Source organism: Enterovibrio qingdaonensis (genome assembly GCF_028683135.1).
Classification (GTDB): Bacteria; Pseudomonadota; Gammaproteobacteria; order Enterobacterales; family Vibrionaceae; genus Enterovibrio; species Enterovibrio qingdaonensis.
Genome location: NZ_JAJUBB010000023.1, coordinates 61,362 through 76,855 on the forward strand (window position 1 = coordinate 61,362; position 15,494 = coordinate 76,855).

Consider the following 15,494-nt stretch of genomic DNA (forward strand, 5'->3'; position numbering starts at 1 on the left):
GATATTATAGAAACGCCAATACTGCCGTTAAAGTCGGGCACATAGACTCTGAAGCAAGCTCACACCCCTTGCAAAATGCAGAATAATTAGTCAGTATTCAAGCATAAACAATCACAAAACATGGAGTAAGGTGTTGAAACTTCGTAGTACAGCACTGGTAAAAGGATTTAGGCAATCAGCACCGTATGTGAATGCCCATCACAACAAAACCATTGTAATTATGCTGGGTGGGGAAGCCATTGCTGATGCCAACTTCGGTAATATCGTCAATGATATAGCCCTGCTAAATAGCCTTGGTCTTCGCTTAGTCGTTGTCTATGGTGCCCGTCCTCAAATCAGCCAAAACCTAGAGAAACAAGGGTTAGAAACCCCCTACCACAAAGGTGTTCGCATTACCGATGCCGCGTCGCTTGAGATAGTCAAACAGGCCGCAGGACAACTTCAACTCGACATTACTGCGCGGCTATCCATGAGTTTAAATAACACGCCCATGGCAGGTGCTCAGATCAACGTCGTTAGTGGGAACTTTGTGATAGCACAACCGCTTGGCGTCGATGATGGCATTGATTACTGTCACAGCGGACGGATCAGACGGATCGATATTGATGGCATCCACCGACAACTCGATCAACACTCAATCGTACTCTTGGGCCCCGTCGCCAGCTCCGTGACTGGTGAGTGCTTTAATCTAACCTCGGAAGAAGTCGCTACACAGTTAGCTATTCGCCTCAAAGCCGACAAGCTGATTGGCTTTTGCTCACTACAAGGCGTGATTGGCCCTAAAGGCAACGTAATGTCGGAGCTTTTCCCGCATCAGGCCGATAAAATTCTAACCCAACGCGAAGCCGCTGGAGACACAAACTCAGGCACAGTGAGGTTCTTAAGAGGGGCTGTCGCAGCCTGCCGCTCAGGCGTACCAAGAAGCCACTTACTCAGTTATAAAGTAGACGGCTCACTGATACAGGAACTGTTCTCCGTTGAAGGTATCGGCACACAAATCGTGACGGAAAGTGCTGAGAGGGTGAGAAAAGCAACCATTGATGATATCGGCGGAATTTTGGAACTCATTCGCCCGCTTGAAGAGCAAGGTATTCTGGTGCGACGCTCACGTGAACAGCTCGAACAAGAAATCCCTCGCTTTACTGTTATTGACCGTGACGACAGAATCATAGGCTGTGCTGCACTTTATCCTTACCATGACTCACAAAGTGGTGAAATGGCGTGCGTTGCCGTGCACCCTGAATATCGCGACAGCGATAGAGGCTCACATCTACTGCAGTATATTCAGCAACAAGCACTGCAAGATGGCTTAAAAACTATCTTTGTACTTACAACTCGCAGTATCCATTGGTTCCGAGAGCAAGGGTTTATCGAAGCAGATATATCAGCGTTGCCGGATGCAAAGCAGCAGCTTTACAACCTGCAACGCCGTTCAAAAGTCCTGACACTCTCGCTTAACGGACACCCAATGCGTCTGCCAGCCCGCTAAATCGTGATGTTTTTCGTCGAACCGCCCGTTCCAAACTGGAGCGGGTGGCAAACACATCTAAACGTTCTTTGGCTCTTGTTACACCTGTATACACTAACTCTCTGGTCATCACGGGTGAGTGAGTGGGTGAAAGCACCAAGATGGTATGACTAAACTCTGACCCTTGGGATTTGTGTACCGTCATCGCATATGCGGTTTGATGCTCAGGCAATCTGCTTGGCAGAAATGCTTTTACCGAGCCATCAGACAATTCAAACACCACCCGCAAACCGTCATCTTGTTTCACAACGATGCCTATATCACCATTGTATAACCCAAGCCCGTGGTCATTTTGAGTCACCATGATGGGACGCCCGGGATAGAAGGTCTCCTCCCCTGGCGCTATGAGGTGGTTATCAGCCAGTGCTTTTTCAATGGCACTATTTAGCCCTTTCACACCAAACGGCCCCTCCGTTAACGCACAAAGTACTCGAACATCGGAAAAGTACTCCAACACATGACGATGGTCGGTTCCTGCTTTTAACGCACCCAAATATCGACGATAGCCTTCCACAGCCAGCACGATAGCTTGCTCATACACATCACCGTTTAAATCATGAAGCAAGATGTCTGAATAGCCATGGCGAAGCACTCTGTCCAATAATCGTGTATCACCCGCATTAATCGCAAAGGCAAGTTGGCCAACACCAGATTGGGCGTGGAATCGATAGCTCTTGCGTAATAAACACACACCATCTGCTACGGCGGGCACTGCCGCAGAGCCTGACAGGTTAAAACCAGTTAGTGACATCAACTGCGCGGCTCTTTCTTCGCTGTACCCTTTATCAACGCCCAAGCAAATATCACCCAGTACCGCACCCGCTTCCACGGAAGCCAACTGGTCTCGGTCCCCCAGCAAGATGACACGCGCATGATCGGGTAAGGCCGCCAGCAATCTTGCCATCAAGGGTAAATCCACCATCGACGCTTCATCCACCACAAGGATATCTAAATGAAGGCGATTATTTTGATGATGGCGAAAGTCCACACGGTTCGGAATCGCACCTAGTAATCGGTGAATGGTTGACGCCTGCACCGGGATCTTTCCTCTGACTTCTTCACTGACCGGCAGCGCATCCACGGCCTTACCAATAGATTCCATCAAACGGTTCGCCGCCTTTCCGGTTGGCGCAACCAATTTAATCTCAGGGCCGTTAGGCTTATCACTGCTTATCACCAGTGCCGCCAATAGCTTCGCGACGGTGGTTGTTTTACCTGTTCCTGGGCCACCAGATATAACAGAGAACCGATAACTGAGTGCTGCTGCCGCCGCTACTTTTTGCCAATTGAGACGGGTAACTTCTGGTACGTGGGCGAGAATATCAACGGCAGACGCATCCGCATCTAATGCATGTTGAAGCGCGTTCATATCAATGTTTTCAGGCTGCACCACATCAAAAAAGTCCAGCAACCGCTGCGCTTTTTCTTGTTCGCTCCATTCCGCATACAGCCTTTTCAGCAACGCAATATCTGGTTCGAACAATGCATCCAGTGTAGCCCTTGCACCGTCTGGTAGCAGAACGGGTTTACAACGAGAAACAATGCCCTCTGCCACGCGTTGCTCTGCTTGCCAATAACGATTTAAATAAAGACGCGTGCCATGAAGAATAAGAGGTGTTGCTGCTTTCCCTTCACCAACCACATTCGATTGCCCCATGCGAACCAACGCACTTTCCGGTTCGAGTTGCGCGGCAATCAACAACGCCTCCGCCGGTGATAAATCAAACAAAGAAGCTGCTTCAAGAGAGGACAGATCGACACAAACGTTTCCTTTCCCCAATTCAAAACTCACCAAGGTCGCCCAACCAACCATTGGGTCATTCTTGTCACCAAGTTGCTCTCCAATGAACTGACCAAACTGACGATCGATAGCTCGGATACTCTTACGCTGATAAAGATCTTCTAACAGATCACTGATCGCCATCTTGGTCGTCTCCATTTTCAAATTGCGCATCAAGACCAGCAATCAGTTCAAGGCTTGGCTTAGTGTAAAAAATGCCGTGTTGTGTATTGGCCTCTACCCCGCGAACAAAGAGGTAGTAAACACCGCCAAAATGTCGGTCAAAATCATAATTAGGAATGCGCTGACGCAAAAAGCGATGAAGTGCTAATGAATAGATTTGGTATTGAAAATCATAACGATGCTCAATCATCGCTTGGCCCAACGCTTCTTGTGTATAGTCTGACGGCGCGCCCCCCAGGTAGTTGGATTTCCAGTCAAGGACGTAATATTTCCCTTCCCAACAAAATACCAAGTCAATAAAGCCCTTTAACATGCCTTTGGCGGTATCAAATCCCAAATCACCCGCTTGGGCGGATAACGGATCGTGGGCTTTAATAAGCCGGTTTACCGCAGAGCTGCTTAAGTGCACAACTGGCATCACGAACTCCATTTCGGTCAGGCGGTTTTGCTCACCGATTTGAGAAAGTGTCATGCCGTCTTCATTCAAAGTCTGAGCAAGCACATCTGACATCATTTTCTGCAAAACAGGCAACCAAGCCTCATCATAGTTTTCGATGGCCAAGGTATGGCGAATCATTTCCATCACCTCGTCACTGTAGATGTCTTGTGTAAAGTCGACGTTTTCAAACAAGGTATGCAAAAAGGTACCGGGCCTTGCTCCGCGAGGAAATTGGAAGATTGAACTGAACGGGAGGTCTTCCAATTCTGTTTCGTCATCGCTTTCATTTGCCGCATCCAAGTCAAACGCAGGTAATGCGGGTAAAGCCGAACCGTGTCCTTGTTTCACAAGACCTGAATAGCTAGTGAGACGCCAGTTTCGTTGGATGTAACGCCCAAAGACTTTCGCTTCAAGACCATCAACCGATTGAAGGTTTGCAACCAACTTACCATCGGTACTCTCTGGAGGCGCACTGACTGTCATCGAGGTTTGACCATCCACCAGCGTGGCAAGATCGCTTCTCAGCCCATCACCGTCTTGCACTTCACCTCGTTGGATTAAATAGCCCAACGCAGACTTATGTACACCCGTTACGCCATCTTTTGTTTTTCGACCATCTTGTAACGGAGCCAACCCAATAAAACAGCCATACACCGCACGAGTCAGCGCAACATAAATCAGACGCAAATCTTCAGCGAGACGCTCTTTGTCTGCCGCTTCAATGGCCGCTTCAGGGTTATTTAACTCTAACGTCGGTGCATGGTTTTCATCGTGAAAGAAAGGCTCGCTTGCTTCACGAACACTGCACACGAAGGGCAAGTAAACGAGGTCGTATTCCAAGCCTTTTGATTTGTGAATAGTGACGATTTGAACAAGATCTCGCTCAGACTCTAGGCGAACCTGCTGCTCATCACTGCTGCCATTTGGACTGTCGATATGATCGGCTAGCCAACGGATCAATGCATGGTGACTTTCCAGTGTTTGGCTGGCTTGTTGAAGCAATTCGCCCAAATGTAACAAGTCAGTGAGTGAACGCTCACCATCATCCTCACACAGCAGCCTTTCTGCAATCGAACGTCGCTGAATAACCTGACGCAGCATGGGCAACACACCACGAGAGAACCATACGTTCTGGTAAGTCGAAAATTCGATAACCGCGCGTTCCCACTCTTTCTCATCTTGGTTTAACGTATCTATTTCTTGTGCTGTCAGCGCGAAGAGTCCACTCGCCAATGCCGTGCGAAGTGTTCGCTCACTATCTGGGCTTAGCACAGCAGAAAGAAGACGCTGAACATCCGCCGCTAAGCTGCTCGAAAATACACTGTCTCGATTCGACAGGTAGACCGAAGCAATCCCTTTTTTAACCAGTGCGCGTTTTACCTTTGCAGCTTCATGGCCCGTTCGGACCAACACCGCAATATCACCCGCTTGAATCGCTGTTTTTTCTTCATTTTTGGCAAAGTTAGCCTGTTTGGTTTCGGACTGATTCAACACATCTCGGATGCTGATGGCTGTCGCTTCTGCCATCTCATTTTCATAATCAGACTTACTCTTCAAATCCGAGTCATCAACCAGCCAAAACGTGAGTGCAGGTTGTTTGTGACCTTGAATTTCCCAATAGCGGGAATCCGCACCTGGCGCAGAGTTTACTGCCTGAAAGGGAATGTCATCTTCATAGATAAACGGGGCAGTAGCATGTTCGAATATACGATTTACCGCAGAAACCATGTCAGCGGTTGAGCGCCAATTCGTGCCAAGGTTATAGTGATCTTCTACCTGCCTGCGTGCATCAATATACGTAAATATGTCCGCGCCACGGAATGCGTAAATAGCCTGCTTAGGGTCACCGATCATAAACAAGCCGCATTCTTTTTCATCACCATAGACATCGCTAAAGATCTGATACTGCTGTGGGTCGGTATCTTGAAATTCATCAATCATGGCAATGGGATACAAAGCGCGAATACGCTCGGCCAAAATCCCAGAGGTGTCATTTTTTAACGCTTCAGATAACTGAGATAGCAAGTCATCAAACGAGAGCCATCCAAATCGCTTTTTCTCCCTAGAAAGCAGAGTGCGCACTTCTTTGATTGCATGTGCCTGCAATGCTTCTTTAAGTCCCGGCGGGTGCGCAACCAATCTATCGATGTCATCAAATACCGGATGAGATGGCACCTCGCCTTTTTTGGTTTTCTCACTCAGTGTGCTTGCTGAAAACCGCTCCAGATTGGTTGGCAAATCGTAATTGTTGGTCGGGCGGTTCGCCCATTCACTGACCTCTGCAATCCAATTTGGCAAGGTGCGTTTGCTGTAACTGCGTTTATCAACGCCCGACGCGGTAATGATGGCTTCAATATCTGCAACAGACGCTTTCCAGACGCCCTTCACGTCATCAATTTTTTGGAGGTTATCAAGATGCAGCTGAACGAGATCATCGGGCATGACAGGCGCATTGATGGTGACAAGTGGCCCAGCCAAATACGTGCCGATATCTTTAAGCAGTGCCTTTGGCGAAGACCAATAGCTTCTCACAACACCCGCCAACGATTTGGGGAGAGGATAAAACTGGCTTCGCCAAAAGTCAGCCACGGCACGCTCACGAAGCATGGACTCATCAGTAATGAATTCGTTGGTAAACAAGCTGCCTGATTCAAAGGCATTTTGAGTCAGCATGCGTTGGCAAAAACCGTGAATGGTATAAATGGCCGCCTCATCCATTTGACGCTCAGCCTGAAGCAGTAACTGCTCCGCCTGCTTGTGATCTGGTGTTTCCGTCAGTAGTGGAGCTATCACCGGATCGCCGCTTTCTCCTCGACTGAACGCCAATCTCGCATCATGAATACGCGCCCGAATACGGTCTCTAAGTTCTTGCGTTGCGGCCTCAGTAAAGGTTACTACCAAGATTTTCTCAACACTAAGGGGCGTGGCATGAGCCGTGCTTTCTGACCCATGTCCGAGCAAAAGGCGTAAATACAAACCCGCGATGGTAAAGGTTTTTCCGGTACCCGCGGACGCTTCAATAAGTCGAAGGCCATGCAGTGGAAATGTCATGGGTTGAAGAGATTGTGTTGGCATGCAGTATCAGCTCGGTATTGTCAGAAAGTTAATATTTATGTGTGCTGGCACGTCGAAAGACTGACTGATGTCAGTCTTCTTTTTTCTCACCATTTAATGCTGGGAGCAATACGTTGCATCCCAATTGGAACACATCGTTCAAGAGTTCTTCGCTCGCGGCTGGCCAAACTCGCGCGATATAGGCGTTGTCGCCTTCACCCGGCATAAAGCCGCTTTCAAACGCGGCGCGCATTTTCTGCCTAGCTTTCATCAACGTGTCTTCGTCATCATGCCACTCTCCCTTTCTATCGAAACAGGCTTCAATACCCGCCAGTGCTGTTTTGGGCAAATAGACACTGGGTGTCGACATGCCGTCAATGTATAGATCAAGATAAGTGGTTAGTGCTTGCAAGGCGGCTTCTTTCGTTTGCACCGCATAAACGAATTGCCCATCCAAACCAAAGTAGTGTGTTTCTAAATTGTCTCCTGCAGCACATTGGCACAAATGGTCAATCCATGCTGACAGACGATCTTGCGCGCGAATCTTTCCGCTGCGATAGAGTATGCGACCACCTCGGTAGCGATCATCCAGCCAACCTTGTACCTGCACAGGACCACGCTTGCTCTGCACCGTGATATTGATTTCCAGCGGTTGTCTAGGCTCTCTGATGAAGGGCTCTAACACACGATATTGTGCCAAGATACCATTAAGCTCGCTTTCCAACTCCAACTCGCCGAAATGGTTTACGGGTAAGGTTCCGCTGGCTTTTTGTCGCTGGTAGAAGGCCTCTAATGACGGAAGATCACTACCGTGCTCTAGAAGGTGCGAAAGTAACTCATCCCGAAGGCGATACGTTTCTAGGTTGTCGAGTGAAAACGGTTCTACATCTTCTAACCCACCAGCTACATTTTCGAAAAACACTTTAAGGCGTCGGTTGAAAAAGTGCTGCACCGGCAAACGCCAGAATCGCTGTAATTCAGCCAATTCGATGTGACTCGAGTCAGCCTCCAATTCAAGCGATAACGCGGCATTCAAAAAAGATTCAGCAGCGCGCCCTTCGCCTTTTGCAGCAGGCAGCCATTCATTGGCATAACTTGCCTTACCACCTTGAAACGACGCGCGACTAAAGGGAACCAATGGATTCTCGTGGCAGAGATATCTTTGCAACTTTTCGCCCGAGTCATGCTCTGGCAACGTACTGTCCCCTTCCAAGCAATACCCTTGACGACAATAGTCTAAAAGCTCTGTAACCAACACTGACGGTACTTTTACACTGTTATCCTGAACTGAGCGGCCCACATAGCTGATATACAGTTTGTTTTGTGCTGATTGTAATGCTTCAAGGAACAAGTAGCGGTCATCGTCACGTCTTGAGCGGTCGCCTGCACGGGTGCGTCCTGCCATCAGATCAAACCCGACTGGCGCGATGGTTCGAGGATAATCGCCGTCATTCATGCCTAACAAGCAAACGACTTTAAACGGGATAGAACGCATTGGCATCAAGGTACAGAAGTTAACCTGCCCTGCAAGGAAGCGTTGGCTGATACGCTCCCCGCCGAGCTTTTCTTTCAAGTAATCACGAACAATCGACAAAGAAATGTCTTGGCTAAAGCCAGCATCAGAGAGTTGTACCAGCCAGTTATCTAGCTGGGTACGAAGCATCTGTCCTGCAGGCTCTTCATCCGTATCCAGTGCGAAGATGTCATCAAACATCGCCGATAAAATCTTTGCCCACGCTTCACCAGATTGAACTTGGATTAACTGATGCTGAATTTGGCTAAGTACACGGAAAAACTCGCCAAGTTTACCCGCCAGATCGGCCTCTAGCCCCTGAACTTCATCATACGCCAGTACGCCGTTATACAGCCCACTGTCACTTGGCATCGCGTAACCCAGCATCATACGGTCCAAGCCAAACTGCCACGTATTCTGTTTTTGCCCAGGCAAAGAAAAGTGCTTCGCCGTGCTTTCATCAAGCCCCCAGCGAATACCAGACTCTTCGACCCAGACTTTTACTTTTTCAAACTGGCGGTTATCAAAACCGAACTTACGCAGCACAGCGGGTACTTCCAGAATCTCCAGCAATTCTGCTGCACTGCAACGGCTGCCCGGCAGACCCAGCAAGCTTAGGAAGGTCGTCAGAATAGGGCTTTCTTGATCGGCCGTTCGGTCAGAAATGGAGAAAGGAATAAATCTCTCACCTGGCGCATTACCAAAGACGGCTTGTATCGCGGGACTGTAGGCGTTGATATCGGCCACCATGACAATGACATCTCGCGGTGTAAGCGAAGGATCGTCTGCCAGCATATCGAGCAATCGGTCGTGCAGGACTTCGACTTCTCGCATTGGACTGTGACAAACCTCGATCATCAAGGAGCTATCATCAACCGAGATTGGCAGCTTACTCTCACTGGTCAAGGTTTCTAGAATGTTTCCTGGCTCTTGCAGATCCAGAATGTCCGCCTGAATATGCTGCAGCAACGACTGGCGCGGTACATCAACAAACCCCTGATCGACCTCGTTACATTGAAGTTCGGAGAGCAGCAGCAGGTTATCCCGTCCCAACTTGCCCATTGATGCTAAAAGGCTGTTGCCTATCTCTGCTGTTTCCTCTTCGAGTAATGGCAATGCAAATTGAGCAGGCTCATTGCTCTCCGTCGCTCGGCTAATACGGCTATCCAAGGAAGCTGCGCGGCGGGCTAAATAGCGTTTGTCACGAATATCGCCCCAATAGAAACGACATGGATTCGTAAACATGTAATGCACATCAATATGCTCACCAAGGGCTTTCAACGCATCCAGATAACGAGGAGGCAATGCCGAGATGCCAAATACAAACACACGCTCTATGCCTTTTAAGCCTTCAGGCTTGGTAGACTTAGACACCAACGCATCAATGAACTCTTCGTACAAATTGGCGCGGTGAAACGGGGACTGGTCTAGTTGAAGGGTATAATCATAAAGAGCTTGCCAGAGCTTAGGCTGCCAAGTTTTTTCACCTTCTAGCTCCATGACCGCGTGTTCATTTTCCCACGCTTTAATCCACTCCGGGCGATATACCAAATATTGGTCAAAAATATCCGCGACTTTGCCAGCAAGCTGATAGAGTTTTTGTTGGTCCGTATCATCACTCAGATACTGCTTTAACTCGTCAAAATCAGGATCGTCTAGCATGGACGGTAACACCGTCATCAACTTCCACGTCATGGCTTCTTTATTGAAGAAGCTTCGTTGAGGTACATCGTCCAATATCTGAGTAAACATCTGCCAGATGAAGGTCGCAGGCAGCGGAAATTCCACGTTTGCCACGATGCCCTGCTCTTTTGCCATTTCCAGCTTGAGCCACTGCGCCATACCTGGGCTTTGTACCAAGATAAGCTCTTTTTGGAACGGGTCACTTAACGGACTTTGCTCAACGATCGCTACCAAAAGGCTTTTAAGCAGATCCAGTTGATTGGAATGATAGACAGTAAACACAGATGAAACTCATGATACGAACATTGGAGAGATTGTGGCGGAATGGTTCCAAGAGTGCAATTTCAATACATTAGAAATCAAAAAGCCCGCGAGTAGCGGGCTTCGATATTACATATTTGCAGCAGGTAATTTCCACTGAACCGAGATAAAACGCCTGTAGTGCATAGCGACATATCCCACCACAACAGTAGCAACAACCAGCTCAATCAATGCCATGATGGACACTTGATGGACGTACTCAGGTGCGATACCTACTGATTGCATCCACACTGCGGTTTTATATAGTGCAGTCGAACCTATCACCATCGGGAAGGTGAAAGCGGCATAGCCAGGAGAAAAAGGCAAACGCATCAAATAAGCAAACGACACATAAATAACCAAGGTCATTAGCAGCGCGATACCCAGTAATACTGCCACAATTAGAGGCGATGGATTTTGGCTCACTGTCAGGTAACCCGCCAGTGACAGGCTCGCAGGGGCTGCCATGATGGCAATCGTTGGTTTCGCCGCATCTGGCACTTCACCACAGAAAATCAGGCGATAGAGCATCAAAGGTAGCAACACTGCATAAGCAAACAAACCGAATATCAATACTGCATCCGCGACAGGGCGCAACGCAGGATTCCCTGAAAACGCCACATCAGCCACAATGAGTCCAACAGGTGGTACAAACCAACTTGGTACCATATGGCTTAGCGAAAAGTCTTTTGCTCGGTGGTATACGAATGAGCCAAGGAAAGCCACGTGGGCCGCTACAGCTGCCAACCACAAGGCGTCGCCCGCCCAAGGTACGGCTTTGCCAATCGCGTTTGATACGATCATCACACCCATTGCAAATGTTGGAACTACACTGCCCACAACAGGATGCTGCAAGTCAGTCCATAGGCCTTTGGGGCTCATCATGAACTTAAGTGCAATCATCAGCAGCATAATGCCACCAATCACAGCACCCACAATTTGTGCCGAACCATGAAAAGATCCAGCGTTTTCCCAGCACCAGCCTAAACTGGCAATGGCCAGTGCTAAACCAGCCATGGGGGTCGGAAGAAGATTGAGACGTCTACGCATCGCACCATCACGTCATAAGAAAGGGAACACAGGTAATATTTTAGAACGCGATTATGTTTTAATATATCTGAATATATTTAAACCACCTTTAAGTTTTACTTAACACTATGTCTATTTCACTTCGCCAGCTACACGTTTTCGTAACCGTCGCACAGGAAAAGACGATCACAGCGGCATCCTCTCTGCTTTTTCTGTCAAAGCCTGCTGTCAGCATGGCGCTGAGTGAGCTCGAAAATCAGATAGGGCATAAGCTTTTTGAACGCGCGAACAACCGGCTTATTATCAACGAACATGGAAAGCGATTGCTGCCACTGGCCGATGAATTGCTCACTCGTAGCAAAGAAATCACGAAGGTTCTGGATAACACGGGAGCTCTGACTGGGTCTTTAAGGATTGGAGCCAGTGACACGATCGGCAACCAATTGATCCCTTTTCTGCTTCGCGATTTTCGGGCGGCGTTCCAGCACAACGAGCAATCACTGAACATTTCCAACAGCCAATCTATCATCGATCAGTTAATTGCTTTTGAACTTGATGTGGGCTTTATCGAGGGGCAAGGTGAAAGCAAACATCACCACGGCAACTCAGAACTGCTAATGATGCCGTGGCTCTCGGATGAAATGTGTATCGCGTGCGCCATCGACCACCCCTTACGAGAAAAAGAAAAGCTCACACTTTTTGATTTGGAAAACCAGTCTTGGATTGTGCGCGAGACAGGCTCGGGCACACGAGAACACTTTCTTTCTCGCATTGCTCCGCGTTTGGAGCTATGGGATATCGCTTTTGAGCTTAGAAACACAGAAGCGATTATCAACTGTGCGGCGGCTGGGCTCGGGCTGGCATATCTATCCCGCCTGACCGCGCGTCATGTGGTCGCTAACAACCGGCTGCATTTACTTGAGCTGCCACTAGATTTGAGGCGACAGTATTGGCTGGTTCACCATAAAGACAAACACTTGTCGCCCCTGTTAGAAAGTTTTATTCAGTTCAGCACGGCTTGGCAACTCGAAGACTAAGTCAGTAACTGTTATCACCAACACTGTACGCGATAATCTGGCTAATTTGACAAAGAGGACGACCACTTTCCTCTTGCCACTGGTTAAAGGCATTCTGTGCCGCCAGCAGCGATTTTCTTGTGTCCCTGCCACCGTCAATGATTTTATGAGCACGTAGGTAGCTTTCCACATCATTGGATAAAATAAAGGTATCTTTACCCATCAGTCTCAGCGAGTAAGGCCCGGTATTGCCACCTAAACGGCTGCCATGCTTTTTCAGATAAGCCCAAAGGCCAATAATGTCTGACTCTGGCCAGTCAGCGATGAATGCTGCAAAACTGCCGTGCTCACGGGCTGCACGTTGGATCATCAGCGCATTGTGCGGAATCGTCATCACTTTCCCTAAATGGCGGATGATGGCGGGATTTGTCGCCTTTTGCTCCCACATCTCTGGCGGCGTCAGACACATCTTCTCAATGTCAAAACCCCAAAACACGTCTTCGAAGCCGGGCCACTTGTTTCTCACCACTTGCCAATTCATTCCTGACTGGAAAATTTTTTGGCTCATGACCGCCAGCCAGCGATCGTCGGTAATGCTTTTAAGCTCTTCAACTGACTTCGGATGCGCCAACCTTTGCTCCAATGCACTATTGCTACCTTTCCTTGTCGCCGCTCGAAGATAAATTTCTGAGAATTTTTCCAATGCCATCACACTAATCACGGTTAAACTAGACACGTACAATTACTCTACTGTATAAACAGACAGTAAACAAATAGAGAGAGGTTAACCATGGCCGTTATCGTCAAATATGTGGTTGAGCGCAACGGAGAAGAGAAGATGACTTTTACCTCTAAAGCGGACGCAGATGCTTACGACAAAATGCTTGATATGGCAGACGAATTGTTCGATCTGCTGAGTAAGAGTGAGGTTGTTGGCGACGAAGCGCAACGTGAAGAGTTGTCTCTTTTCCTCGCACAAAACCGCGAAGAAGTCCTTTATGCGCTGGGCGCGAAACGCAAGCCAACGCCTAAAGCAACAAAGAAAAAAGCTGAAGCACCTAAAGAAGACGACGCAGAAGCTGCTTAATTTTAAAATGCGCCCTTTTTTAAGGGCGTTTTTTATATCGCATTCGTCTGATTGCTCGGTCTATTTGTCGAAGAATTACCTAAAGACGCGTTAATCTGTGGGAATCTGTTTTTCCACCCTTCAAACTTTCCCGCCTTCACTTTAAGATGTCCTCAACATTTATTCGTATTAACCAGCCTCTGCCTCTGCAGTTTTCTGGAAAAGAGACAAGGAGATAATCTCATCATGGCAAGTTTTGCTCTAGCATTTGGCACCGCGACCAAAAACAAAGACGGAAAAATCATCGAAGCATTTTTCCCAACCCCTGTACTGAATCCAACAGACTCTCTGGTCGCAGCTCTTGCTGACATCGTCTCTTATAAAGAAGGCAACGACGTCTTTGAAATTGAAGCAGCACAATGCGAAGCTATTTCTGCCGCGTTTGCTCAAGCTGATCTGGAAGCGGCGGCAACATTTGCTTCAAAAGCAGCCGCCTCAGCGCAACCTCTAGTACTGGTCATCCTTGCAACTGACGAAAAACCAGCAAGTGTTGCAGAAGGCTTCATGAAGCTACAACTGATCTCTCACCGTCTGGTGAAACCACACGGCACTGTGCTTGATGGTATCTTTGGCCTACTGCATAACATCGCATGGACCAACAAAGGCCCTATCGATCTGCCTGAGCTTGCAGAGCGTCAAATGGAAGCGCGCCTAAACGGTGAAACGATTACCGTAGACTGTGTAGACAAATTTCCTAAGATGGTGGACTACGTGGTACCAGCAGGCGTGCGTATCGCTGACACGTCACGTGTACGTCTGGGTGCCCACGTTGGCGAAGGCACCACAGTGATGCACGAAGGCTTCATCAACTTCAACGCAGGTACTGTAGGCGTGAGCATGGTTGAAGGCCGCATCTCTGCAGGTGTTGTTGTGGGTAACGGCAGTGACATCGGCGGTGGCGCATCGATCATGGGTACGCTGAGCGGCGGTGGTCAGCTTGTTATCTCAATCGGTGAGAACAGCTTGCTGGGTGCAAACGCTGGTCTTGGCTTCCCTCTGGGCGACCGCTGTACTATCGAATCGGGTCTTTACGTAACAGCTGGCACCAAAGTGACCATGCTGGACTCATCAGGCAAAGAAGTAGAAACCGTAAAAGCACGCGATCTAGCAGGTAAAGCTGACCTACTGTTCCGTCGTAACTCTGTGACGGGTAAGATTGAGTGTCTTACAAACAAATCAGCAGTAGAGTTGAACGCTGAGCTTCACGCCAACAACTAAGTGCGATGTATATTTGAAGAAAGGACCAGCATTATGCTGGTCTTTTTTTGTTTGGTTAAAAGCTATTTGCTTCCAATCCTTGAAGCCAGTTTTGCTTGTACTCCCAACCTCTTGGTGTCTGGTCAATGCACACCGCATTATAAGGTTTGCCAAGGATCCCCGCTCGAATAGCATTTTTCGGATCACAGTAAACACTGACATGGTCTTTGTAGGCGGATAAGTAATCCTCCTGAGCTTGCTGACTCGTCGCGCCCAGCTTATCAAGATCTTCAGATGAGCGAGCCTTTTGCCCATGCTCTACATCGTAATATGCCAGCCCAACCCAATTATCTGCTGTTGCGTACTTATTAACATACGGATTTGCGCACCCTGCGAGACCAATGATCATAAACACTGCTATTAGGATATTTCTCATGACGTCCTCCTCACATGAATGCCTAAAGTATATGGAATAAATCTGAATGCGGGGCATACAGATATGCAACTAATGGTTCAGAAAAAAGAGGCCTCAAAAGAATTGTGAGTAAGCAGACAATTGCAAAGGGACAACGACATGTTCGTTCGTACCAATGCAAAAAGGCAATCAGAGATGAGTGTTTTAACCTGTAATGTTTCTAAATCCTAC

At 48.2% G+C, this 15,494-nt stretch carries 10 protein-coding genes; 4 read left to right on the forward strand and 6 right to left on the reverse strand.

Features of this window, described 5'->3' with window-relative positions:
* Positions 1-133: 133 nt before the first annotated feature.
* Positions 134-1,489 carry an amino-acid N-acetyltransferase gene (gene argA, locus LRP49_RS21710; RefSeq protein WP_274144931.1) on the forward strand — a complete coding sequence of 452 codons (1,356 nt, stop codon included), beginning with the start codon at positions 134-136 and terminating at the stop codon, positions 1,487-1,489.
* On the opposite strand, the gene recD is transcribed toward argA, so the two are convergent.
* The 4 genes from recD to LRP49_RS21730 all read right to left on the reverse strand — a co-directional run bounded on the left by recD (position 1,455) and on the right by LRP49_RS21730 (position 11,530).
* Positions 1,455-3,452, reverse strand: coding sequence for an exodeoxyribonuclease V subunit alpha (gene recD / locus LRP49_RS21715; RefSeq protein WP_274144918.1), 1,998 nt, complete (start codon positions 3,450-3,452; stop codon positions 1,455-1,457). The two genes, argA and recD, sit on opposite strands and share 35 nt — an antisense overlap.
* Entirely contained in the window at positions 3,439-7,005 is a 3,567-nt protein-coding gene (recB, locus tag LRP49_RS21720) for an exodeoxyribonuclease V subunit beta (RefSeq protein ID WP_274144920.1), read from the reverse strand. Before recB ends, recD begins: the two co-directional genes overlap by 14 nt.
* 70 nt (positions 7,006-7,075) lie before the next feature.
* On the reverse strand, positions 7,076-10,462 hold the full coding sequence (gene recC, locus LRP49_RS21725) for an exodeoxyribonuclease V subunit gamma (RefSeq protein WP_274144922.1): 3,387 nt from the start codon (positions 10,460-10,462) through the stop codon (positions 7,076-7,078).
* Between the two features lie 108 nt (positions 10,463-10,570).
* Positions 10,571-11,530, reverse strand: coding sequence for an SLAC1 family transporter (locus tag LRP49_RS21730; protein WP_476397346.1), 960 nt, complete (start codon positions 11,528-11,530; stop codon positions 10,571-10,573).
* Positions 11,531-11,637: 107 nt separating this feature from the next.
* Here LRP49_RS21730 and LRP49_RS21735 point away from each other — a divergent pair, with 107 nt between their 5' ends.
* On the forward strand, positions 11,638-12,546 hold the full coding sequence (locus LRP49_RS21735) for a LysR substrate-binding domain-containing protein (RefSeq protein ID WP_274144923.1): 909 nt from the start codon (positions 11,638-11,640) through the stop codon (positions 12,544-12,546).
* Between the two features lies 1 nt (position 12,547).
* Here LRP49_RS21735 and LRP49_RS21740 read toward each other — a convergent pair whose 3' ends face one another.
* Positions 12,548-13,234, reverse strand: coding sequence for a DNA-3-methyladenine glycosylase I (locus LRP49_RS21740; protein ID WP_274144935.1), 687 nt, complete (start codon positions 13,232-13,234; stop codon positions 12,548-12,550).
* Between the two features lie 81 nt (positions 13,235-13,315).
* Between LRP49_RS21740 and LRP49_RS21745 the strand changes: the two genes are divergently transcribed.
* Positions 13,316-13,612: a YebG family protein gene (locus LRP49_RS21745; RefSeq protein ID WP_274144924.1), complete on the forward strand. Its 297-nt coding sequence runs from the start codon at positions 13,316-13,318 to the stop codon at positions 13,610-13,612.
* Between the two features lie 225 nt (positions 13,613-13,837).
* Positions 13,838-14,869, forward strand: a complete 1,032-nt coding sequence (gene dapD, locus LRP49_RS21750) for a 2,3,4,5-tetrahydropyridine-2,6-dicarboxylate N-succinyltransferase (RefSeq protein ID WP_274144925.1) — start codon at positions 13,838-13,840, stop codon at positions 14,867-14,869.
* Between the two features lie 55 nt (positions 14,870-14,924).
* Here dapD and LRP49_RS21755 read toward each other — a convergent pair whose 3' ends face one another.
* On the reverse strand, positions 14,925-15,284 hold the full coding sequence (locus LRP49_RS21755) for a DUF2799 domain-containing protein (RefSeq protein WP_274144926.1): 360 nt from the start codon (positions 15,282-15,284) through the stop codon (positions 14,925-14,927).
* Positions 15,285-15,494: the final 210 nt, after the last annotated feature.